13 protein-coding genes are annotated in these 22,048 nt (G+C 58.6%); 11 read left to right on the plus strand and 2 right to left on the minus strand.

Features of this window, described 5'->3' with window-relative positions; all coding sequences use genetic code 11:
- The first annotated feature begins 132 nt into the window (after nucleotides 1-132).
- The 3 genes from AC04P6_RS05605 to AC04P6_RS05615 all read left to right on the plus strand — a co-directional run bounded on the left by AC04P6_RS05605 (nucleotide 133) and on the right by AC04P6_RS05615 (nucleotide 2,283).
- On the plus strand, nucleotides 133-369 hold the full coding sequence (locus AC04P6_RS05605) for a hypothetical protein (protein WP_475565638.1): 237 nt from the start codon (nucleotides 133-135) through the stop codon (nucleotides 367-369).
- 178 nt (nucleotides 370-547) lie between these two features.
- Nucleotides 548-1,855 (plus strand): phenylacetate--CoA ligase family protein, encoded by a 1,308-nt coding sequence (locus AC04P6_RS05610; RefSeq protein WP_475565639.1) that lies wholly within the window; start codon nucleotides 548-550, stop codon nucleotides 1,853-1,855.
- The gene (locus tag AC04P6_RS05615) at nucleotides 1,855-2,283 is read left to right on the plus strand and encodes an amino acid-binding protein (RefSeq protein WP_475565641.1); all 429 of its coding nucleotides are present in this window, start codon (nucleotides 1,855-1,857) and stop codon (nucleotides 2,281-2,283) included. The genes AC04P6_RS05610 and AC04P6_RS05615 overlap by 1 nt, the downstream gene beginning before the upstream one ends.
- Here the strand turns inward: AC04P6_RS05615 and AC04P6_RS05620 are convergent.
- Nucleotides 2,275-2,739 carry a very short patch repair endonuclease gene (locus AC04P6_RS05620; RefSeq protein WP_475565642.1) on the minus strand — a complete coding sequence of 155 codons (465 nt, stop codon included), beginning with the start codon at nucleotides 2,737-2,739 and terminating at the stop codon, nucleotides 2,275-2,277. The two genes, AC04P6_RS05615 and AC04P6_RS05620, sit on opposite strands and share 9 nt — an antisense overlap.
- 302 nt (nucleotides 2,740-3,041) lie before the next feature.
- Between AC04P6_RS05620 and dnaE the strand changes: the two genes are divergently transcribed.
- From dnaE to AC04P6_RS05640, 4 genes are all read left to right on the plus strand, one after another.
- Nucleotides 3,042-6,539 (plus strand): DNA polymerase III subunit alpha, encoded by a 3,498-nt coding sequence (dnaE, locus tag AC04P6_RS05625; protein WP_475565643.1) that lies wholly within the window; start codon nucleotides 3,042-3,044, stop codon nucleotides 6,537-6,539.
- Nucleotides 6,539-7,375 carry a tRNA pseudouridine(38-40) synthase TruA gene (truA, locus tag AC04P6_RS05630; RefSeq protein WP_475565644.1) on the plus strand — a complete coding sequence of 279 codons (837 nt, stop codon included), beginning with the start codon at nucleotides 6,539-6,541 and terminating at the stop codon, nucleotides 7,373-7,375. Before dnaE ends, truA begins: the two co-directional genes overlap by 1 nt.
- 19 nt (nucleotides 7,376-7,394) lie before the next feature.
- Nucleotides 7,395-10,004 carry a hypothetical protein gene (locus AC04P6_RS05635; protein WP_475565645.1) on the plus strand — a complete coding sequence of 870 codons (2,610 nt, stop codon included), beginning with the start codon at nucleotides 7,395-7,397 and terminating at the stop codon, nucleotides 10,002-10,004.
- A gap of 267 nt (nucleotides 10,005-10,271) precedes the next feature.
- A complete protein-coding gene (locus AC04P6_RS05640; RefSeq protein WP_475565646.1) occupies nucleotides 10,272-11,549 on the plus strand; it encodes an N-acetylmuramoyl-L-alanine amidase in 1,278 nt (425 codons plus the stop codon).
- A 60-nt stretch (nucleotides 11,550-11,609) separates the two neighbouring features.
- Here the strand turns inward: AC04P6_RS05640 and asnB are convergent, their stop codons facing one another.
- A complete protein-coding gene (asnB, locus tag AC04P6_RS05645; RefSeq protein WP_475565647.1) occupies nucleotides 11,610-13,574 on the minus strand; it encodes an asparagine synthase (glutamine-hydrolyzing) in 1,965 nt (654 codons plus the stop codon).
- A 209-nt stretch (nucleotides 13,575-13,783) separates the two neighbouring features.
- On the opposite strand from asnB, the gene AC04P6_RS05650 reads away from it, so the two are divergent.
- The 4 genes from AC04P6_RS05650 (at nucleotide 13,784) to AC04P6_RS05665 (ending at nucleotide 21,962) form a co-directional block, all read left to right on the plus strand.
- Nucleotides 13,784-15,163, plus strand: coding sequence for a sodium-dependent transporter (locus AC04P6_RS05650; RefSeq protein WP_475565648.1), 1,380 nt, complete (start codon nucleotides 13,784-13,786; stop codon nucleotides 15,161-15,163).
- 598 nt (nucleotides 15,164-15,761) lie between these two features.
- Nucleotides 15,762-16,046, plus strand: coding sequence for a type II toxin-antitoxin system RelB/DinJ family antitoxin (locus AC04P6_RS05655; RefSeq protein WP_475565649.1), 285 nt, complete (start codon nucleotides 15,762-15,764; stop codon nucleotides 16,044-16,046).
- Nucleotides 16,047-16,054: 8 nt separating this feature from the next.
- Nucleotides 16,055-16,336 carry a type II toxin-antitoxin system YafQ family toxin gene (locus AC04P6_RS05660; protein ID WP_475565650.1) on the plus strand — a complete coding sequence of 94 codons (282 nt, stop codon included), beginning with the start codon at nucleotides 16,055-16,057 and terminating at the stop codon, nucleotides 16,334-16,336.
- A gap of 397 nt (nucleotides 16,337-16,733) precedes the next feature.
- A complete protein-coding gene (locus AC04P6_RS05665; protein ID WP_475565651.1) occupies nucleotides 16,734-21,962 on the plus strand; it encodes a hypothetical protein in 5,229 nt (1,742 codons plus the stop codon).
- Nucleotides 21,963-22,048: the final 86 nt, after the last annotated feature.

Genomic DNA, 22,048 nt, shown 5'->3' on the forward strand with positions numbered 1-22,048 from the left:
GGGCAGGACCGATACCAGGCTCCCGATTCTTCTCGAACTTCCCATAAAACACCGTGAAGTGATATGCGAACCGATCCTCGGGCAGATCGATATGGAAAAATATCTTGCGTCCGGGTGTGGTATCTGGCCATTATGCCCGAATTGCTCTACATCATTGGTGAGCCCACTACGCGTCGCCGCGTTGTGACGGTTGCGCTTCTGGGCGCGTACCTCACGCTTGACGTGTTCATGACGCTCTCGTGCTTCGGGCGCGTTACGGAACGTCACGAGGGCATTCCTCCGCAGAATAGCTTCGATCAGTGGATCGACCAGAACTATACCGACGAGTTCATGTCCGACCGTTTCCAGAACATGAGTTTCTCCTCGTAAACGCCCCTTTGCATGCGCGCGTTTCGCGACGTGGCGCTTTTTTCGCCCTCCTGCATCTTTCTTGGGGACTTTCTTCCGTTTTACTATCGCGTGCTGGAGTGAATTGCGGTAGGATACGCTTTATTCGAGTGGAGTGCCTGGCTGTGCCAGCGCACGTTACGGGCAAGGAAGGATTCGCATGTCCCAACAGCAGGATATCCTGACGATGCCCCACGAAAAGATCGAGCAGATTCAGATCGAGGGCATCAAGCAGACCGTCATCAACTGTTACGAGAGCATTCCGTTTTATAAGAAGTCGTTTGACGAGGCGGGTTTCGACCCGTATGCCGTGCAGACGATCGAAGACCTGCAGAAGGCTCCGTTCGTAACCAAGCAGGACCTGCGTGACGCCTACCCGTATGGCATGCTTGCCGTTCCCCTGAAGGACGTGCGCGAGATTCATATGTCCAGCGGTACCACTGGCGTGGCAACCGTGGGCGCCTACACCGAGCACGACCTGGAAATCTGGGGCGACTGCTTCGCCCGCGGCGTGGAATACGCGAACGGCACGCCCGACGACGTAATGCACGTGTGCTATGGCTACGGCCTGTTCACGGGTGGTCTTGGCGCGCATTACGGCGGCATTGCCGCTGGCTGCACCACCATCCCCATGTCGGCCGGCCAGACCGAGCGTCAGATTCGCATCCTGCGCGAGATGGGCTCCACCATCTTGGCATGCACGCCCAGCTACGCCATGCATATCGCCGACACGGCACTGGAAATGGGCATCGACCCTGCTAAGGAATTCACCCTGCGCGCCGGCATTCATGGTGCCGAGCCCTTCAGCGACAACTTCCGTGCCGACCTGGAGCGCAAACTCAACTACAAGGTGCTTGACGTGTACGGCCTTACCGAGACGATGGGGCCGGGCGTTGCCATCGAGTGCATGGAGCAGAATGGCCTGCATATCGCCGAGGACCACTTCTTCTGCGAAATCATCAATCCTGAAACCGGCGAGGTTCTGCCCGACGGCGAATGGGGCGAGCTGGTCATCACCACCATCGACCGCGAGGCATCGCCCGTGGTGCGCTACCGCACGCGCGACATCACGCGCATCATTCCCGGCGAGTGTGCATGCGGTCGCACGCATCGCCGCATCGACCGCCTGCATGGCCGCACCGACGACATGCTCGTCATTCGCGGCGTGAATGTCTTCCCCAGCCAGATCGAAGACGTAATGCGTACGTTCCCGCAGGTGAGCAGCTGGTACGTCATCGAGCTCACGCGCAGCGGCTCTATGGATGTGGTAACGTTGAAGGTCGAGCCGGCTGCTGACTTCGACTTCGACGAAATCGCCGCGCTCGAACGCGTGCAGAAGGATATCCAATCCGAATTGAAGAAGGCGCTTTCCGTTGCCGTGAAGGTTCGCATCGTGGAGCCGAAGAGCATTCCGCGCAGCGAGGGCAAGGCCAAGCGCGTTATCGACAAGCGAGAGGGGATTCACTAATGATCGACCAGCTCACCGTATTCCTCGAGAACTCCGAGGGCCGTCTTGATGCGCTCGTGCGCACGCTGGGCGCCGCGGGCATCAACATGAGCGCGCTCACCATTGCCGACACGGCCGACTACGGTCTCGTGCGCATCATCTGCAACGAACCCACGCGTGCTGCCGAAGTGCTGCGCGACAACGACTTCCGCGCGCTTGTCACCAAGGTAAGTGCCATCGAGGTGCCGAATCATCCCGGCGGGCTCGCCAGTCTGCTCGACAAGCTTGCTGAACTGGGGCTGAACATCGAATACGGCTATTGCTTCTCGGTTAATGGGGAAAAGGCCGTTGATGTGCTGAAGATTGCCGGCACAGCGGAAGCCGAACGTGCGGCGGCTGCGCTCGAGGAAGCGGGCTTTAAGCCCCTCACGCAGGAAGACCTACTGTAGGCTGCCTTCTGGGGCGTCGCTCTCATCGAGTTTTACGAACGCGTACTCAATTGCGTCATGCAAGGACCGCTTGGTTTCCTCCAGGCGGTCCTTTTTCAGCTCGCACTCCCAGATAACTACGACGTGCCAGCCCTCCGATTCCAGCTGGGCGCGCACGCGCTCGTCGCGCTCGCGATTGCGCGCGAACTTAGCGTTCCAGTAGTCGAGGTTCGATTTGGGCGTGGTGGCGTGCTTGCATCCTTCATGGTGATGCCAGAAGCAGCCGTGCACGAAGATGGCAATCTTGCGCCCCGGATAGGCTATATCGGGATGCCCCACGCACTTCTTCCAGTCGCATCGATAGCCCGACCAGCCCATTTCGCGAAGCATGCGGCGAACGAGAAGCTCGGGCTTGGTGTTTACGCGCTTGTTCGCGACCATGACGTTATGTACGGCTTCAGAAACCATGCGTGCCATAATAGCACGGCTAAATCTCTTTAAGCTTATTTTCAGCAAGCCTTGGCATACTGTACTCACAGACAGCGGGAGGCACCCCAGACCCCCTCATACCCCTCCTTCCGTTGCTGACCCAGCCCCGCGCACGCACACATCGCGGGGCTTTTTCGTGCCTTCAGTCCGTAATCGTTTTGCGTCGCGCTTGCGGGGCGGGGAAGACGTTGCGTATCGCATGGAAACCAGCCGCGCTCCCTTTGCGTGCTGTTAGAATGGCGGATGAAATACGAAACGAAGATACGGCGCGCAACGAAGAGGTATAGCACATGGCATTTGTTCACCTGCACAATCACACGGAGTATTCCCTGCTCGATGGTGCAACCAAAGTTAAAGCCATGGTGAAACGCGCGGCTGAACTGGGCATGCCTGCCGTCGCCATCACCGACCACGGCGTGATGAGCGGCGTCCCCGAACTCGAAGACGCCTGCATGGCTCTCGAGAAGGATACGGGTCAGAAGGTTAAGCCCATTTTCGGTTGCGAAGTGTATTTCACCACCGACGACGAACTTAAGAAGGAAGGCAAGCCGAAGCTGTACCACATGGTGCTGCTGGCCAAGAATAACGAGGGCTACCACAACCTGGTGAACCTGGTTAGCGAGTCGCACGTCGATAACTTCTACTATAAGCCGCGCACTACCTACGCCATGCTGCAGAAGTACGGCAAGGGCATCATCGGTACCACGGCCTGCATCGCTGGCATCGTGCCGCGCCTGCTCGATGTGAACCAGTACCAAGATGCCGTGGAATGGGTGCGCAAGCTTTCCGCCTGCTTCGAGCCGGGCGACTTCTATATCGAGCTGCAGAACCAGGGCATTACCACCGACCATGGAAAAACGCAGACGGAATTGAACCACCAGCTCGCTGGCATCGCCCGCGAACTGGGGCTGAAGACCATCGCCACGAACGACTTCCATTACCTTACGCACGAAGACGCCGAAGCGCAGGACATCATGCTCTGCATCGGCACGGGCAGCAAGGTCGACGACGTCGATCGCATGCGCTTCTCGAACGACCAGTTCTACATGAAGACGGAAGAGGAAATGCGCGCCGCCATGGCCGAGTTCCCCGAAGCATGCGATAACACCGTCGAGCTGGCGGAAAAGTGCAACGTCGTGCTCGAGCGCGATTCCATTCTTCCGCGATTCCCCGTTCCCGAAGGCGAGACGGAAGTTTCCTGGTTCCGCAAGGAATGCGAGAAAGGCCTTATCAATCGCTACGGCGAGGGCAAGGTCTCCAATATGGAAGAGCTGGGCAAGCTGCGCCCCGACGTTGTGGAACGCTATGAGCACGAAGCTGGCGTTATCATCCAGCAGGGCTTCCCCGCGTACTTCCTCATCGTGCAGGAATACATCATGTGGGCCAAGAACAACGGCATCGGCGTAGGCCCGGGCCGTGGTTCCGCTGCCGGCTCCATCGTTACGTATGCCATGGGCATTACCGACCTCGACCCGCTGCCGTATGGCCTGCTCTTCGAACGTTTCCTTTCCGTGGAACGTGTCGAGATGCCCGATATCGACGTCGACTTCGACGATCAGCATCGCCAGGACGTTATCGAGCATGTGCGCGAGTTCTATGGCGAAGACCACATTTCGGGCGTTATTACGTTCGGCAAGCTGCAGGCGAAGAACGCCGTGCGCGACGCCGCGCGCGTGCTCGACTACCCATATGCGGTAGGCGATAAGATTTGCAAGCTCATCGGCGGCGAAATCGGCATTACCATTCAGCAGGCGCTCGACACCAACCCCGACTTGAAGGACGTCTACGAGCATGATCCCGATTGCCAGGCGGTAATCGAGGCTGCTCAGTCCATTGAGGGCCAGGTGCGCGGCGAGGGCGTGCATGCATGCGCCACCATCATTTGCCGCGACCCGCTTTCCGATCACGTGCCCGTAAAGCGCGACACCAAGGGCGGCGGCATCATCACCCAGTACGACGGCCATTACACGCCTGAGCTGGGCCTTCTTAAGATGGACTTCCTGGGTCTGCGTACCCTGGGCGTAATCAGCCGCGCGTGCGCCAACGTGAAGACGCGCCACGGCATCGACATCGATCCGGGAAAGATTCCGCTCGACGACCCCGAGAGCTTCAAGCTCATGTGCGGTGGCAACATGGACGGCCTGTTCCAGGTGGAAGGCAACCTGTACGTTACGCTGTTCGCGCGTATGAAGCCGCGCCGTTTCTCCGACATCGTCGCATCTATCGCATTGAACCGACCGGGTCCTCTGCAGAACGGCTTCGTCGACGACTACGTCGACCGCGTCAGCGGCAAGAAGCCCGTTAAGTACTACGACGACCGCCTGCGTCCCATCCTCGAGGAAACGTACGGCACCATCGTGTACCAGGAACAGTTGATGCAGATCTCGATGGCCATGAGTGGCTTCTCCGCTGGTAAGGCAGACAAGCTGCGTAAGGCCATGGGTAAGAAAAAGCTCGAGGTCATGAAGGCCCTGGAAGAGGACTGGAACAACGGTGCCGTTGAAAATGGCTACTCGTTGGAGGTTTCGAAGAAGATCTGGTCCGACGCCGAGAAGTTCGCACAATACGCGTTCAACAAGTCGCACTCGGCTTGCTACGCCGTGCTGGTTATGCGCACCGCATACCTGAAGGCGCATTACCCGAACGAGTTCATGGCCGCTGTGCTTTCCAGCTACCTGGGCAGCAATGACAAGCTCATTCACTATATCGCCAGTTGCAACGGCAGCGGCATCAAGGTCCTGCCGCCCGACATCAATGAGTCGAACCTCGAGTTTACGCCCGTCGACGAAGGCGTGCGCTTCGGCCTGGCAGGCGTTCGCGGCGTAGGCGAAAAGGTCGTAGAGGACATCATCGCCGAGCGCGAAAAGGGCGGTGCGTACACCAGCCTGCACGACTTCGTGCGACGCATGGATGCGCGCAGCTACAACCGCAAGACGCTCGAGGCCCTCATTAAGGCAGGCGCGTTCGATAGCACGGGCTACACGCGCAAGCAGTGCATGCACTTCCTCGACGACACGCCGCTGCTGGAAAACGCCGCGCGCCGTCAGAAAGACCGCAATGCCGGGCAGATTTCCATGTTCGACATGTTCGCCGACGACGCCGATTCGGGATTCCACGAAGAGGTGCCCGAGCCCGATGGCGTGGAATGGGACAAGCGCACTAAGCTGAAGTTCGAAAAGGACATTCTGAAGATCTACGTCAGCGACCATCCGCTGCGTCCGTATGAGGGCAAGCTGCGCAAGCTTTCGAAGTTCCGCATTGGCGACCTGGCCGAACGCGAGCGCGACATCAAGAATTCCACGTTCGTGGGCATGATTTCCGCGGCGGCCACGAAGCTTACCAAGAAGGGTACGCGCATGGCCACGTTTACCCTGGAAGACACCACGGGCCATGTGGAGTGCGTTTGCTTCAAGTACGAAGACTATGCCGACGCCATTCGCGAGGATGCCATCGTGAAGATCAAGGGCAAGTACGAAGCGGGCGACCGCAACCAGCTCATGGCCTTCGAGGTATCGCTGCTTGACCTGGGCGAAAGCGAAGAAGATGCCCTGCCCAAGACGGTGGAGATCACCATCATGCAGAGCGACTTCTCGCAGCAGAACATGCAGTTCCTCACGCAGATTTTGAAAAAGTACCCCGGTCGCGACGGTGCCGTGCTGTTCGTGCGCCAGAACAACGGCCAGAAGTTCCGCGCCGAGCTGCCCCTTACCGTCGATGCCCGCAACCGTGGCCTGTATCAGGAGCTGTATTCCCTGTTCGGGCGTGAAGTTTGGAGCGCTGCGTCGTAATGCCCACTATCGCGCTGCTGCTGCAGTACAAGGGCGAGGCCTACAACGGCTTCGCGAAGCAGAAACCAAGGCCTCAGGATGGCCCCGAGGGCTCGGCGGGGAAGAAGTGCAAGCAGATTGTCACCGTGCAGGGCGAGCTCGAGCGCGCCCTGGAGGTGCTGTATCGCCGCCCCGTCGACACTACGTGCGCGGGACGCACCGATGCGGGTGTGCATGCGTTGGGGCAGGTCATCAGCTACGATGTCTCGCCCGAGGAAGTGGAGGCTCGCTCGACGCGCACGCTTCTGCGCTCGCTGAACGCGCTGACGCCCGAGGATATCGGCATCCGCGACGTATGGCAGGCGACCGACGGTTTTTCCGCGCGCTTCGACGCGAAGTGGCGCGAATATCGCTATTACCTTTCGGTGGGCTCCACGCCCCCGATGATCATGGCCGACTACTGCTGGCATATGCGTTGTGAGCCACTCGATATCGATGCTATGAATGAGGCTGCGCAGTACCTAATTGGCGAGCATGACTTCAAGAGCTTCTGTCTTGCTGCCAGCGCGGTGGGGAAGCCTACGTGCCGCAATGTGCTTGATCTTAGTGTTTCGCCCGTTCAGATTGGTGGGCAGGATTTGGTGTGCATTCGCGTGGTAGGTAGCTCGTTCCTGCATTCCATGGTGCGTACCATTGCGGGAACGCTTGTTGCCGTGGGTCGTGGGCTGCGCGAGCCCGCGTGGGTTGAAAGCGTGCTGGAGGCCCGTTCTCGCGATGCCGCCGGAGAAAAAGCTCCCGCCAAGGGTTTGGTCTTTTGGCAGGTGGGATATGAGGGGTACAATAGGCACCTAGGGTAGAGATATCAAAGGAACGCCTATGTTATTCCGTAAGCGTAAAAAGGGCCAGAATACAGAGCCCGAAGTCGTGGAAAGCGCCGTCGTTTCCGCGGGCAATCCGGTGATTGTGTATGGGGGAGACGGTAAAGAATCCCAGATGAAAGAAGCCAATGCGCAGCAAGCTCAGGAGCAGAAGGCTCCCGAAGCGCAAGCTGCGTCTGCTGTGCCGCAAGAAGCCGCTCCCGCGGCTGCTGAGGGGGCTCCGCAAACGGCTGTGGCCGCAGTGCCCACAGCTCAGCCGTCTGTGTCTGAGCCTGTGCAAGCGACGTATTTGAAGCAAGCCGAGCTCGCGGCACGCGCGCGGGAAGCGCAGAGCGCGTCTGCCCAGGCGGAACAGTCTGAAGCTGCGGCACCTGTTGAACCCGCACCTGTCGCTCAGCCTGCTGGTGCTCCCGTTGAGGCTGCGCCCGTCGTTCAGCCTGCGGCACCCGCACAGCCTGCGGCTGATGCCTCTGCCGATGCTCAATCTGCCGCTACTGCGGCTGTCACAGCTCAGCCTGCGTCCCAGCAGCAAGCACTCCAAGGCGAATCCGCTTCGAGCGCTTCCGCAGCTCGCGAGGGTGTGCTTCCCGAGTGGGCGCCTTCCGACGATGCCGCTCAGGAACTGGTCGACAGTTTCTTCAATGCTCCCGTGGAAAGCGATTCGACGAATCCCTTCGTCATTCCCCGCGGTCAGCATATCGACACGCAGAAGCCGCTCGTGTTCCGTGGCGCCATGGCCGATGCCGCTTCCCAGGATGCTGCGGCCGAGGCTCCTGCCGCTGCTTCCACGGCAAGCGAACAGGATTCCGCGCAAGTTGAAGCCGCGCAGGCGTCAGACCCCGCCGTTTCCGAGCAGAAGGCCCCTGCCGGTCATGTGATCAAGCTTGAGTCGCTGGGCTCTACTGAAGTGGCTACGCTTTCTTCGGTGCTTTCCGATAAACCCGCAGCTCAGCCCATTTCGTTTGCGTCGATTGCTTCCGAGGCCCATAAGTCCGCCGCAGTCGAGCCCGCCCCTGCGCCCGCCGTCGAGGAATCCGCTCCCGCTGCCGCGGCTGAAGCCACCTCCGTCGTCGAGGCGCCTGAGGCCACGCAGGCCGAAACGCCCGTCGCCGCGGCTTCTGCGGTTACTGATGAGCCCGAGATTCCGTTCCTCGAAGCCGAAAAGTCCATCGGGCTTTCCGTGTCCGAGATGGTGCATCTGGAATCTATCGGCGAGGCCCTGAAGGAGCAGATGGACGCTTCGCGCGCCGAAGCGGAGGAAGAAAAGAAGCTCGCTTCCCATGCCGAGAAGACCATTTCGCTTGGCTCTGCGCCGAGCGAGCATATCGGTTCGATATCGGAGGCGCTTGGTCGCGTTCCCGCATCCGAGCCTGTCGCTTCCGCGCCCCAGCCGGTTGGGGAGCGCATTCTCCCGTCTTCCTTCGTAGCTGAGCCTGCTGCGAGCGCGCAAGCTGGAGTTGCTCCGTCACCCATCGATGCGGCATCTGCCGCTGCTGGTGTATTCGCGCGCAGCATTTCCGAGCCACTTCCTCGTATCCAAGTCGACGAGGCAGGCGCGCCTTCCGTTGTGGAGGAGCCTGCGCAGCCCGTAGCCGTCGAGCCGCAGCAGCCCGTTGTGGAAGAAGAGCCGGTCGTTTCTGAACCCAAGCAGCCTGTGGTTGTCGAAGAGCCTGTTCAGGCCGTAGCGTCTGAGTCTCAGCAGCCCGCTGTGGCCGAGGAAGCTGTCCTGCCAGAACCCGTCGCAGAGACTGAGCAGTCAAAGGAGGTTCCGGAGGCGGCTCCTGCCGACGATGACGAAATCGTTAAGTCGCTGTTCGCCGCCGAGCGTGAGGCCGAAGCCAAGAAGGAGGCTGCGCGCCAGGCCGCAGCTGCGGCTGCCGTGGAATACGAACCGCAAGGTGGGGGCTTTGCCCTTGCCTCCGATCAGGCCGCACCTGCTTTTGCTCCCGATGGCACGCTTGCGAGCGATGCGATTGGCGACGAGGTCGACCTGCCCGAAATCCCCGCTGAGCCCACGGAGCAAGAAGCCGCCCCCGAGGCTGACGAACGCGAGCAGCGCAGATACGCCGGCTTCCCCGATCAGGAGGCGGCGGGCGCGCTCGACAGCACCGAGCCCCGTGCGGCAACCGTGCCTTCGTTCGTGTACGTTACCGCTCCGGCGTTCGAGCCCGAGCAGGGCTTCGAGCGCAAGGCGAATGCGAAGCCCGCATACGAGCGCGAGCGCCATGCCGCGGCCGATTATGAAGCCGAACGCAAGGCCGCGCTGCTGCGCAATCGCGCGAGCGTGAACTTCACGGCCCCTGTTGAGGCGCCCATCCCCGACTTTGGCACGCCCCATCCGCCTGTCGATTTCAATGCGTTCGAGGATAAGCCCGAAAAGAAGAAAAAGAAGGACAAGGGCAAGAAAGATAAGAAGGGGAAGAAGAAAAAGGGCAAGAAGGGCAAGAAGATGAAGAAAGACAAAGACGAGAAGCGCGACAAGCGCAAACGCGACGACGAAGCGCCTGCCACGTTCCGCCAGCTTTACACTTCTCGCGATGGAAAGCTTGCCATCTACGAGGATGCGGAAGGCCACATTATCTCGGTGGACACCAACCGACTCTCCTAAAAGAAAGATGCCGAACGCCCGCGTCTCGCACGTGGGCGTTCTTGTTGCTGCTGGGTTCGGGTCGTCCTGCGGAGTGGGGCGTGTCCCAGGGGGGTACCGCTCCGCTGCTCGCGGATTGGGCCGAATACCCAGATAGCGCGGGTGAGTTTATGCCTTGTGCCATCCGTGCTATATTGCTTTCATTGGTGGCTTAGCAGGGGAGAGTGCGCTTTGCGCGCAGTTGGGCATACTACAAGATCTTGGCTTTTGCGTATTGCGTACGCGTGTATGTTCGTTGCGTTTGGCCTCTTCTTGTGGTGCCTCATCTCGGCTAATGCTGCGTATGCTTCGGGGTCTCTGTTTGCCCCCGAAGAAGCTAGCTCCTCCGATGGGGCGGACGTTACCCTGATTGAAGGATATTCTCAGCCTGGCATGTCGCTTTCGGCGCAGTCCGTTCGCGGGTCGTATGGCAGCGATGGCGCGCTAATCGTCGCGCTCGACCCTGGACATGGCGGCACGGAAAACGGTGCGGTCGATTACGTCGTCGAAAAGGACGTTAACTGGAAAATCGCGCAGTATTGTCGGGAGCGTCTGCTGCAGTACCCGGGCGTGCGCGTGATGCTTACACGCGGGCAGAACGAGACGGTCTCGCTGAACGGGCGCGTCTCGCGCGCTGTCGATGCAAATGCTGACGTATTCGTTTCGCTCCATAACAACGCGCGGGGTAGCGAAACGGAAAAACCCTCGGGTTATCAGGTCTATCATCAGTACGTAGAAAGCGGTTATCGCTTGTCCACCACGGCAACTCCGTCGCGTGCCATCTCGGAATGCATCGCCGCACGCTTGAGGAGCGCCGGTGTCGACCCGCAGGATGAGGCTTACAACGGCTTGAAAATTCGCTTGTCAGATGCCGATTACTACGTCGATGGCTCGCTAACCGATTACTATGGCGTGTTGCGCATCTCGCGCAAGAACAATCTGCCGGCGGTGCTGGTCGAGCACCTGTACGTCGATGACCCCATCGATGGCACGCGCTTGCGCCAGGAATCGTGGCTGAAGGCCCTTGGCTATGCCGACGCCGATGGCATTATGGACTATTACGGCTACGACAAGCAGGAGTGGGCCGACGCGTACGATGGCTCTGCTACCGATCGCATGTATCGCCTCTACAACCCGAATTCCGGTGAGCATTTCTACACGGCCAGCGAAAGCGAGCGCAATACGGTTACGAAAGCCGGCTGGGTGTACGAGGGCATCGGCTGGATAGCCCCCAAGTTAAGTGGCGTGCCCGTCTATCGCCTGTACAACCCCAATGCGGGCGACCATCACTACACCACGAGCGCTTCCGAGCGAGACAAGCTGTCGAGCCTGGGTTGGAACTACGAAGGCGTGGGCTGGTACTCCGATGAATCGCGGTCCGTGCCCATGCTGCGCGAGTATAACCCCAACGCCGTTGCGGGCGCGCACAACTTCACGGCGAGTACCTCGGAGCATGAAAGCCTTGTGCGTCTGGGCTGGCTTAATGAGGGCATTGCGTGGTACGCCGTTGGCGCGGCGTCGTCGTAGCCGCGGCATGAAAAAAGCCCTCCGGAATAATCCAGAGGGCTGAAAGCTCGTGACGAAGCGCTATGCAATCTTTTCCGGCACCGTGCGGTCGACGAAGTAAATGCGATACCACATCAGGAACATGAACACGATCCAAATCTTGCGCGTGTTGTCGCGCGTGCCGGCCTTGTGCTCGTCGAGCAGGTGCATCAGCTCGCCGGTGTTGAAGAACCGCTGCGCCTCGGGGCCCGTGAACCACTCTTTTACCTGGTTGTAGTAGGTATCCTGGCGCAGCCAGCCCACAACGGGCACGGGGAAGCCAAGCTTCTGCTTTTCGGCCCAAGCCTCGGGGATGGCACGCTTTGCGGCCTTGCGCAGCGTAAGCTTGCTCTGCTCGTTGCTAACCTTCAGGCGCGTGGGTATGGTGGCGGAAACGCCGAACACCTGCGTGTCCAGGAACGGCACGCGGCTCTCGAGCGAATGCGCCATCGACATTTTGTCGGTCTTCAGCAGGATGTCGCCCACCAGCCAGAACTGCGTGTCGACGTACTGCATGCGCGTGGTTTCGTCCATGTCGGCCACTTCGGCATACGCGCTCTGCACGACCTGCTGCGGCGTGGGCAGGTTCGCGGGAACGCTCTTCATGAGCTTCGCGCGCTCAGCCTGGGAAAACGCGACGCCATTCGCGTTCGTGTAGTACCAGTCTTCCACGCTCTCGCTTGCGCGACGCAGATAGTTCGCACCGCGGATGCCCAGCTTGCCCAGCACGGCGGCGCCGGCCTTCAGCAGCGGCTTGGGGCACCAGGAAAGGCGCGCGTTCGCACAGGGCGTTTCGTAAATACGGTACCCGCCGAAGAACTCGTCGGCGCCTTCGCCCGAAAGCACCGCCTTAACCTTCTTGGCGGCAATCTGGTCGACGAAATACAGGGCCACGGCGCTTGGATCGGCCGAGGGCTCGTCCATGTGCCACTGCACGCGCGGCAGGCTGGCCCAGTATTCCTCTTCGGTAATGTGCTTGTGATCGTTGGCGATATGCAGCTCGTCGGCGAGCTCTTGCGCCCAGGAAATCTCGTCGCGTTCGCCTTCGTATTCGGCGAAACCCACGGTGAACGTGTGGATGTCGGGATTCTCCTTCGCCAGCAGCGCGGCCATATAGCTCGAATCGATGCCCGACGAAAGGAACGAGCCAACTTCCACGTCGGCCACGTTGTGGTAGCGCACGCTTTCCTTCATGGCCTCGTGAATGGCATCTACGGTGTTTGCCTCGTCGCGGCTCTCGTTGAAGTCGTAGGTGGGATGCCACCAGCGCTCGACTTCCATGCTGCCGTTGGCGCGCACGGTGAGGCAGTGGCCCTGGGGCAGTTTGAAGATGCCCTTGAAGAACGTCTCGTCGAACGCGCTGAACTGGAAGCACAGGTACTGGGCCAATGCCTCTTCATTCAGCTGGCGCTCGTAAGCGGGGTGCTCCAGGATGCACTTGATTTCCGATGCGAAAATGAACTGGCCTTGCTGCTGCGTGTAGTAGAAGGGCTTGATGCCGAAGTAGTCGCGTGCGCAGAAGAGCTCGCCGGTGGCGCGGTTCCAAATGGCGAATGCGAACATGCCGCGCAGGCGCGTGAGGGCGTCTTTGCCCCAGGCCAGGTAACTGGTGAGCAGCACTTCGGTGTCGGAGTTGGTGCGAAACGTCCAGCCGCTGGCTTCCAGTTCGGCGCGCAGGTCGCGATAATTGTAGATTTCGCCGTTGAATACGATGGCGAAATCGCCCGTGGCCAGCATGTCCTCTTCGGTGCCGCACGGCGTGCCGTCCAGCTGGCGTGCGGGGGAGGTGATGGTGGCCTCGTGCTCGCCAGTGGAGCGCACCATGGGCTGGTTTCCGCCCGCTAGGTCGATGAGCGAAAGGCGGCGGTGGCCCAATGCGATGTTGCCGTCGATGTACTGGCCTTCTCCGTCGGGGCCGCGATGCGCCATGATGTCGCACATGGCCTTCAGGGTGGCAGGGCTATCGGTGCTCCGCGAAGCGCCGGTGAAACCGCAGATACCGCACATAGGGTGTACTCCTTCGATTCGATTGCTGTGCGATATGGTACCGCGCTCCTGTTCCCGATTGGTTAAAACAGGGAAAACTGCATATTACGCGCGGGTACATTGTTATGTGTATTTCGGCTTTATTAATTCACCGCGGAAAAGAATCGCATCGGCGTAGACGCATTACTCTGTTTATAATAACGGGATGCTTACATAGGAAAGGATTTTGTATGGTGCAGAACGCGAAGGAGCGCTCGTCTTGGTCGGGTAAGTGGATGTTCATCCTTGCCGCCGCCGCAAGCGCCGTGGGTCTGGGAAACATGTGGCGCTTTCCGTACCTGGCGGCCAAGTATGGCGGAGGCATGTTCATTCTCACTTATGTCGTACTTGTCTTCACGTTCGGCATTTCCATGCTGCTGCTCGAGATTGCCCTTGGTCGCAAAACGGGGCAGTCGGTTATTGGCGCATATAGCTCGTTTGGCAAAAAGTATTCATTCATCGGCGTGCTTGCTGCTGCCGTGCCTTTTATCATCACGCCGTACTATTGCATCATCGGCGGCTGGGTTGCTAAGTATGCCACCAGCTATCTGGTGAATTCTCCTGCCGAAATCGCCGATGGCGGCACGTTCTTCGTGAACTTCATCACCAGCCCCGACAGTAGCTTCGTATTCATGCTGCTGTTCATGGCCGTGGTGTTCCTCATCGTGTCGCTGGGCGTGAAGGGCGGCATCGAAAAGGCCAACCTCATCATGATGCCCCTGCTGCTGGTAGCGGCATTGGCCATTGCCATCTACGTGCTTACCTGGCCTGGTGCTACCGACGGTCTGGCGTATTATCTGCTGCCCGATTTCAGCAAGTTCTCGCCCGAGTTGCTTATTGGCGCGCTCGGCCAGATGTTCTACAGCCTTTCTTTGGCCATGGGCATTATGGTCACCTATGGTTCCTACCTGGACAAGAAGGAAAGCCTCACGCGTAGCGTTCCCTGGATCGGCGGTACCGACCTGGTAGTCTCTACGCTGGCTGGCCTTATGATCGTGCCCGCCGCGTTCATCGCTATGGGTTCCGCGGAAGCCGTGGCTGCGAAGAGCGGCCCGTCTCTCATGTTCATTACCCTGCCTACGGTGTTCGAGCAGATGGGCGGCATCGCCCCCATCATTGGCTTCGCGTTCTTCGTGCTGGTGCTGTTCGCCGCTCTCACGAGCGCCATTTCCCTGGCCGAGGCATGCGTTTCCATCATCGCCGACGGCACGGGCTGGACGCGTCGTAAGTCGCTTATCGTCACCATTCTCGTTGTCGTCATCGCTGGCGTGTTCGTGAACCTGGGCTACAACGGGCTTTCGTTCCTGGAGCCGCTGGGCGAGGGCAGCACGCTGCTCGACCTGTTCGACTTCATTTCCAATTCGGTGCTCATGCCCATCGTGGCCCTGCTCACCGTCATCTTCGTTGGCTGGATCGTGAAGCCGAAGGTCATTGTCGAGGAAGTGAAGCGCTCCAGCAAATTCCGCCTTGAAGGCGTCTGGACGATTATGATCAAATATGTCAGTCCCATTTTGCTGGTCATTATCTTGGTCGCCTACGTAGGCGCCCAGTTCGGGCTCTTTAGCATCTAACCCTTTCCGCCCGGGGCGCATAACCCGGCGGGGCACCCGCTCCGCTGCTCGCACGGCGCGTGTTGCTGGAACTATAGAGGAACGTGAGGTTTTCCCTCGCGTTCCTCTTTTGTTTACGGGTGGGTGCGCCGGACTCGTGCGCTCGCTGGTTCATGCTTTTACTGGCGCTAAGTTCGGGGTTGGGCGCGGATTTGCGTGAAGCTTCGCTTCTCGCTCTTCGCGCCCAACCCCGAACTTAGCGCTATTTAGTTTGCTTTCACAGTGCCCCTATGGGTTATGCGCTCCGCCGCCTGGGTTGCGGCCCGGGACGACCTGCGGGCGGGGGAGGGCCGTCCGCAGGCTCGCTCGGCTGCGCCTTGCATTGCCCGCTGCGGGGGATGCCGAGTAGGAGGATGCTTCTCGTATGCGAGGCGGGGTGCGGGTTGTGAGCGGGTGCCACGGGCGAATGCGCTTCGCTGTTCGCCCTGATGCGAGAGGCGCTGCTTGCGCATACTCACGGGCGTTTCGCTTCGCTTACGCCCTGCTGCTGGCGTGTTGCTCTATGTATAACTAGGGTGATACAATGTATATGCATTGCCATTACAAAAGGAGTTGCATTATGGCTAAGTCTGCGACAATCAATATGCGCGTAAACCCCGAAGTGAAGGCCAACGCCGAATCGGTGTTTTCGAGCCTTGGCATGACGCTTACCGAGGCCATTAACATCTTTTTGCATAAGTCCGTCATGGAAGGCGGTCTTCCGTTCGACGTGCGTCAGCCTCGCTATAACGCTGAAACCGAAGCGGCTATTCAGGAATCGCGCGACATTATGAGTGGCAAGGTGCGCGGCGAGTCGTTCTCGTCGGTCGACGAGATGTTTTCAGCGCTTGAGCTCGATGATTAGGTGTAGCAATGTCTCTTAGGCTGGTCGTTACCACTCAATTCAAGAAAGACGTTAAGCGCATCAAGAAGCGTGGGTGCGACCTTCGCGAACTGTATTCGGTGCTCGATACGCTTCTTGCGGAAGAAGCCCTCGATCTAAAGCATCGCGATCACGCGCTTACGGGGAATTACATTGGCTTTCGCGAATGCCATATTCGCCCCGACTGGTTGTTGGTCTACGCAATAGATGAGGGCCAGCTTATTCTTACTGCTTCTCGCACGGGAACGCACTCAGATTTGTTCGATGAATAGGGTTTATTCCTTTTGGTTCTTGGCTTCTTAATTGCCTTCTTGTCTCCTTGTTACTGCGATTGGGGAAGGCGATTCTTTCGGATTCGCATAGTATGCAATCGGAACGATATTATTTCCCCTGATAAAGTACGGTTTATAGGAATTCTGTGAACTGCGCGACTATTTCTAAAATGACGGTTCCGTAACGAAAAATAATGTGCTAGTAAAACGCGAATTGCTACTTTTGCCACCGCAAAGAATGCTACAATTGTGAAGCTGGTATGAAGGGGGCAGAGCGGCAATTCGCGCTCGCTCTATACCTACATTCCATCATTCATCGCCCTGTGCTTGGGGTTGGGTCCGTGCGATTGAGGAAGGTGGTCGAATGAGTGGGTCTGCTAGTATACGCAACTCGCGTATGAAATTCGCCAAGGGGGTGTTCAGCGCATTTATGGCCGTTGTCACGGTCGTCGGGTTCACCCCAATTGCTCCGCAGCAGGCGTACGGCGACGAGCCCGAAGCGGCGCAGGAGCAACCCGCGGTCGATGAAACCGTAAGTGTCGTGCAAGAACCTGTTGCCGCAGAGCAGGTTGCGCCGGCTGCTTCGACCAATCAGGCGAACGCTGCAAGCGATGTGGTTGCAGCTCCCGAAGGCGCTCAGCTGGAAGCTGCGAGCGAGGATGCTACCGCGCTCGAGCCGATGGCGGGCGTTTCTTGCATCTGGAATAACAATTACTATGAAACGGTGGCCGACGCGATTAACGCCATCGAGGACGACGATGCCGTTACCGAAGCGGCCATTACCATGATTGGCGATTCCGAGGATACTGGTAGCGCCACTATCACAAAGGCAATCACCCTCGACCTCGCAGGTAAGACGATTGTAATGGGAGACGATAAGGCTATCGAGCTGGATGGCGAATCGGCCTCTCTTGATGTGATCGATACCGTGGGCGAAGGTAAGGTTTTTTCCGATGATCGCTGCGCTGCCGTCGATGTGCGTCAGGGCGTGTTTACGATCGATTCGGGTACTTTCACCGCGGGAGGCCCGGATGAGCCTGTCGTGAATGTGTTCAGCAACGGCCTGCTGATCATGAACGCTGGAGCTATTCAGGGCTCTGAGATGGATGCGATTCACGTCATTGGCGGCGTTGCTGTCATCAATGGCGGCGAGATTCTGAACGGCATGTTTGTTACGGACTCCGGTGATTCGACAGCGGCGGTTTTCGTGCGTGGCGATGAAGAAGCCGCTGCTGCGGCTCATCCTACGTTTAGGGGTACCATGAATCCCGCCTTTACGTTGTACGGCAATTGCTCGCTGAGCGTCGAACGCGCCTCGATTTATGCCGACTCGGGTGCGGAGGGCGTCTATGTTAACAAGGGAAACGCCACAGTTACCCTGTCCAATTCCCTTATCGACACTTCGGGCGCCGCAATTAGCCTCGAAGACGATGCTGGCGAGAGTTCGGTTTGCGTTGACAATTGCGTAATTAATTCCAATGATGCGAGCGTAATTGCCGCCGAAGCTGGCTCGGTTGTGGTTCAGAATGATTCCATGCTTTTCTCGAGCTCTGCATCTGCGCCAGTCATCGAGGGCAATAACGGTGCGGAAATCGACGTGTACAACGACGGCACCACGGGTACGTACCTGGGCTCTTCGGGCGCCGCGATCGTTTCCGGTACGTCTTCGAAGATTGCCGTTCATGAAGGCGTAACCAGCTCTGCCAAGATTGCCGCGCAGTATGTGGCAACTGGCTTCTCCTGCACGCAGATTTCGGATGACCCCGAAACATGGGAAGTCAATAACGAAGCGACTGTCCCCACGGTTACTGCTGCGGTGCTTCCGTATGATGGTCTGCAGCCCATTGCCGACCTTCAGGGTGGCGTGGTTCTGTCAGAAACGCCGTCAGGCGACAAGATCATTGCCTCTACCGATGCTGGCTACAGCCTCGAGTATTCGAACAAGGTTAGTTTCAATCCCGATACCGGCATGCTTCAGGCTGAGATGATTGGCGACTATCGCATTGTCGCCACGCTGGAAGATGGCTTCACGTGGGCCGACGGCACGACGGACGTTAAGGTGCTCGAGGTTGTCATTGCCGCTGATATCGTTAAGCCCGCTGTTCCGGTTTCCAATCTTGTGTATACCGGCGAACAGCAGAGCCTGTTCGCATTTGAAGAGGGTACCGAGTTCGTGGACGTTCAGACGTCGCTTGACGTTGTAAACATCACGACGAACGCGGGGTACACTATCACGTTCCATGAGGGAACGTTCGTTATCGACGAGGAGAACAACCAGCTTTTGGCTACGAACGCTGGTGGCTATGACCTTACGATTGCGCTCAACGATCCCGATAACGCGACGTGGACCGATGGCACCTTTGCCCCGAAGGACCTTACCGGAACTATCGCCAAGAAGACGGTAACGACTCCCACCGTAGTTACTGGCCTCGTGTATAGTGGCGCGGGCCAGGTTGCCATCAACTATGGCGAGGGCGTTGAATGGCTGAGTGGCGATGAGCTAACGCAAGGTTCTAACGTAAAGACGACTGCGGGCTACGTCCTTTCCACTACCGAAGAGCATGCATTTGGCATGACCGCTAGCCATGAGATTACCGTTGTGAATGCGGACAGCTACAGCGTTGTGGCTTCGATTTCCGGCCTGAATGAGGATGCCGAGAACTATATGTGGGAAGACGAGACTACCGGCGACAAGCAGCTTGTTATCAGCGTTGCCAGGAAGCCCGTTGCTCAGCCCACCGCTGTTGTGGGGCTTACGTACACGGGTCTCTTCCAGAAGATTATCGACCTGCAGGGTGGCGCTGTCGTTGGCGACCCCGTAACGGATGCGGGAACGACTACTGTTACGATCGATGCTGGGTACGAGGTTGTTTATCCCAGTGCTTTGAGCGTGCGGGTTGTTAATAGCCAGCTTGCCGCCGCCGATGCCGGCACATATCCGGGCTTTACGTGCACGCTTGATGCCAACCATCAGTGGGCTGACGTCGAAGCGGGCGAAGAGCTTGAGCCGATCACGATCGATGATGCGGCAATTGTCAAGGGCGTCACGCCTGTTCCCACGGTTACTCCCGCGACCGGTAAGGCCGAATGGACGGGCGAACCCATCGAGCTTTTCGATCTGAATGGCGCAGTTGTACTGAATGCGTACGAGGATGTCGACGGCATTCATGCGACCACCAACAAGAATTACACGCTGCTGTATCCCACTACGGTTACGTATAACAATGGCAAGCTGTATGCCACGGATGTGGATACGTACGAAATTACGGCAACCCTTTCGAGCAGTGGCCGCGATTACGTGTGGTCCGATGACCCGGCGGCGAACTACGAGCGCACCTTCGAAGCGGAAATCACGCGCATTACCGCAACGGACCCCGTTGAAGTTTCCCATGATCCGTATACCTACACGGGCATGGCCAAGGCGCTCCTCGATCTGAATGGCGCTTCGATTACGGATGAGTACGTGGATGGCGGCGTGGTGATGGCTGTTACCGACGCCGGATACACGCTTGTATACGATGAGGGCCTCGATATCCAGGTCGTGGATGGTTTCGTTATTGCCGTCGACGCAGGTGATTACGAGATTGGCGTCGTGCTTGATGCGGGCCATATGTGGTCCGATGGCAGCACCGGCGACTTGACGTTCCAGGATTCTATCGCTCCCGCGAAGGTCACGATGCCCACGGCGGCTGCCGATGAGTTCACGTATACCGGTGAGTCTCAGCTGCTCGTAGAAGGCGGAGATGGCTACACCCTCTCTTGCTCCGACGAGCGCGTAACCATCGACGAGAACGGTGATGCGTACGCTACCGAAGTCGGCACGTACGCCATCGAGGCAACGCTGCTGAGCGAGAATTATGTGTGGGATTCTGCGAGCCCCGTCCCCGACCCCTACTTCGTCGAAGTTGAAATTGAGAAGGGTAGCGTTGCTGTTCCTGCCGCTGTCGATGACCTGACGTTCAGCGGCGAACAGCAGGTTGCCATGGAAGGCAATCCCGACGTATACGCGATTACGCTCAGCGACCCCGCAATCGCAGCGGGTGCTTCGATCGATGCGGAAACGGGAGATGTCCTCGCCACGAACGCCGGCACGTATCGCGTGACCGTGCATCTGGTTGACGGCGATCATTACAAGTGGTCGAATGGTGCGACCATCGATCAGGAAGTCGATATCGATCTCGCCAAGAAGCCGATTGATGCCCCTTTGGGTCTGATTGATCTGGAGTACGTCTCCGGTGGACAGCTTGCGCTCGCTGCGAGCGGCGACTACACGTTCACTCCTGGTTCGGGCAATCCGGTAATTACCGAAGAGGGCGTTACGGTTGAGAATGTGGGCACCTACTCGGTTGTCGCTTTGCTGAGCGATTCCTCCAATACCAAATGGTCCGATAACGATAGCCCCATTACGACAAGCACCATCACCGTTTCCCCGAAGGCCATTGATGCTCCAAACGTGGTCGCTGAAGAGCTGATGTACGACCCTGCTGGTCAGACGATAGTCGCCGGTGGCGAAGGATATCAGCTGTCGGTGAATGCGGGCGAGCCTCTTGCTGAAGGCGAAGATGCCATTGGCACTGATGTGGGCACATACACAATTGATGCCTCGCTCGCCTCGGATAACTACCGTTGGAATCTCATTGGCAATCTGGATGGACAGATTCACCTGTCGTGCTACATCAGTCCGCGTAAGGTCATAAAGCCCAAGGCGGTTGAGGGTTTGGTGTACAACCGCGCTGCTCAGACGCTCGTGGCCGGTGGTGCGGGTTATACCTTGGCCGTATATAATGGCGGGCTCCACATGTCGGCGCTGCCCGAGCCTGATGCTGAGTTCCCCGAGGGTACGGATGCCACTGCTATCGATGCTGATGAGTACACTGTCGTTGCTACGCTGGTCGATACTCAGAACTACGTTTGGGTCAATGGCCTGGAGGGCTTGACTTCCGGGTATGACACTGCGCCGCTGTTCTTCGATACCGAAATCGCCCAGGCTTCCATCGCCCAGGCTACGGTGACGGCTTCCGATATGGCGTACACGGGCGCTGCGCTGGAGCCTGCTGCCACGGTGAAGCTTGGTGGCGATACGCTTACATATGGCACCGACTACACGGTGGAGTATTCCAATAATACGCAGGTCGGCACGGGCACCATTACCGTTACCGGCAAGGGCAACTACACGGGCACGGCAACGGGCAAGTTCACCATTGTCGAGACGGTTCCGATGTTCCGTCTGTACAACCCGAACTCCGGCGAGCACTTCTACACGAAGAGCGCGAGCGAGCGCGATAGCCTGAAGAAGGCCGGGTGGAACTTCGAGGGTATTGGTTGGTATAGCCCGTCCACTAGCAAGACCCCGGTGTATCGTTTGTACAACCCCAATGCGGGCGATCATCATTACACCACCAACGCCTCCGAGCGCGACATGCTCAAGAAGGCTGGCTGGAACTACGAGGGCATCGGCTGGTACTCCGATGATGCTCTGGGCGTAACGGTTCTGCGCGAGTACAATCCGAATGCAGTTGCCGGCGCTCATAACTTCACGACGAATGCTTCCGAGCATGCTCAGCTTGTTTCCCTTGGCTGGCACGACGAGGGCATCGCCTGGTACGGTGTTGCCGTGGTTAGCTAGGGAGTCCCTGCGACATACCTACGCTTGGTAGCGTGAAGAGGAAAGGGCCCTTCGGGGCCCTTTCCTTGTGCCGTTAACGGAGGCTA

Source organism: Denitrobacterium sp., assembly GCF_056180635.1.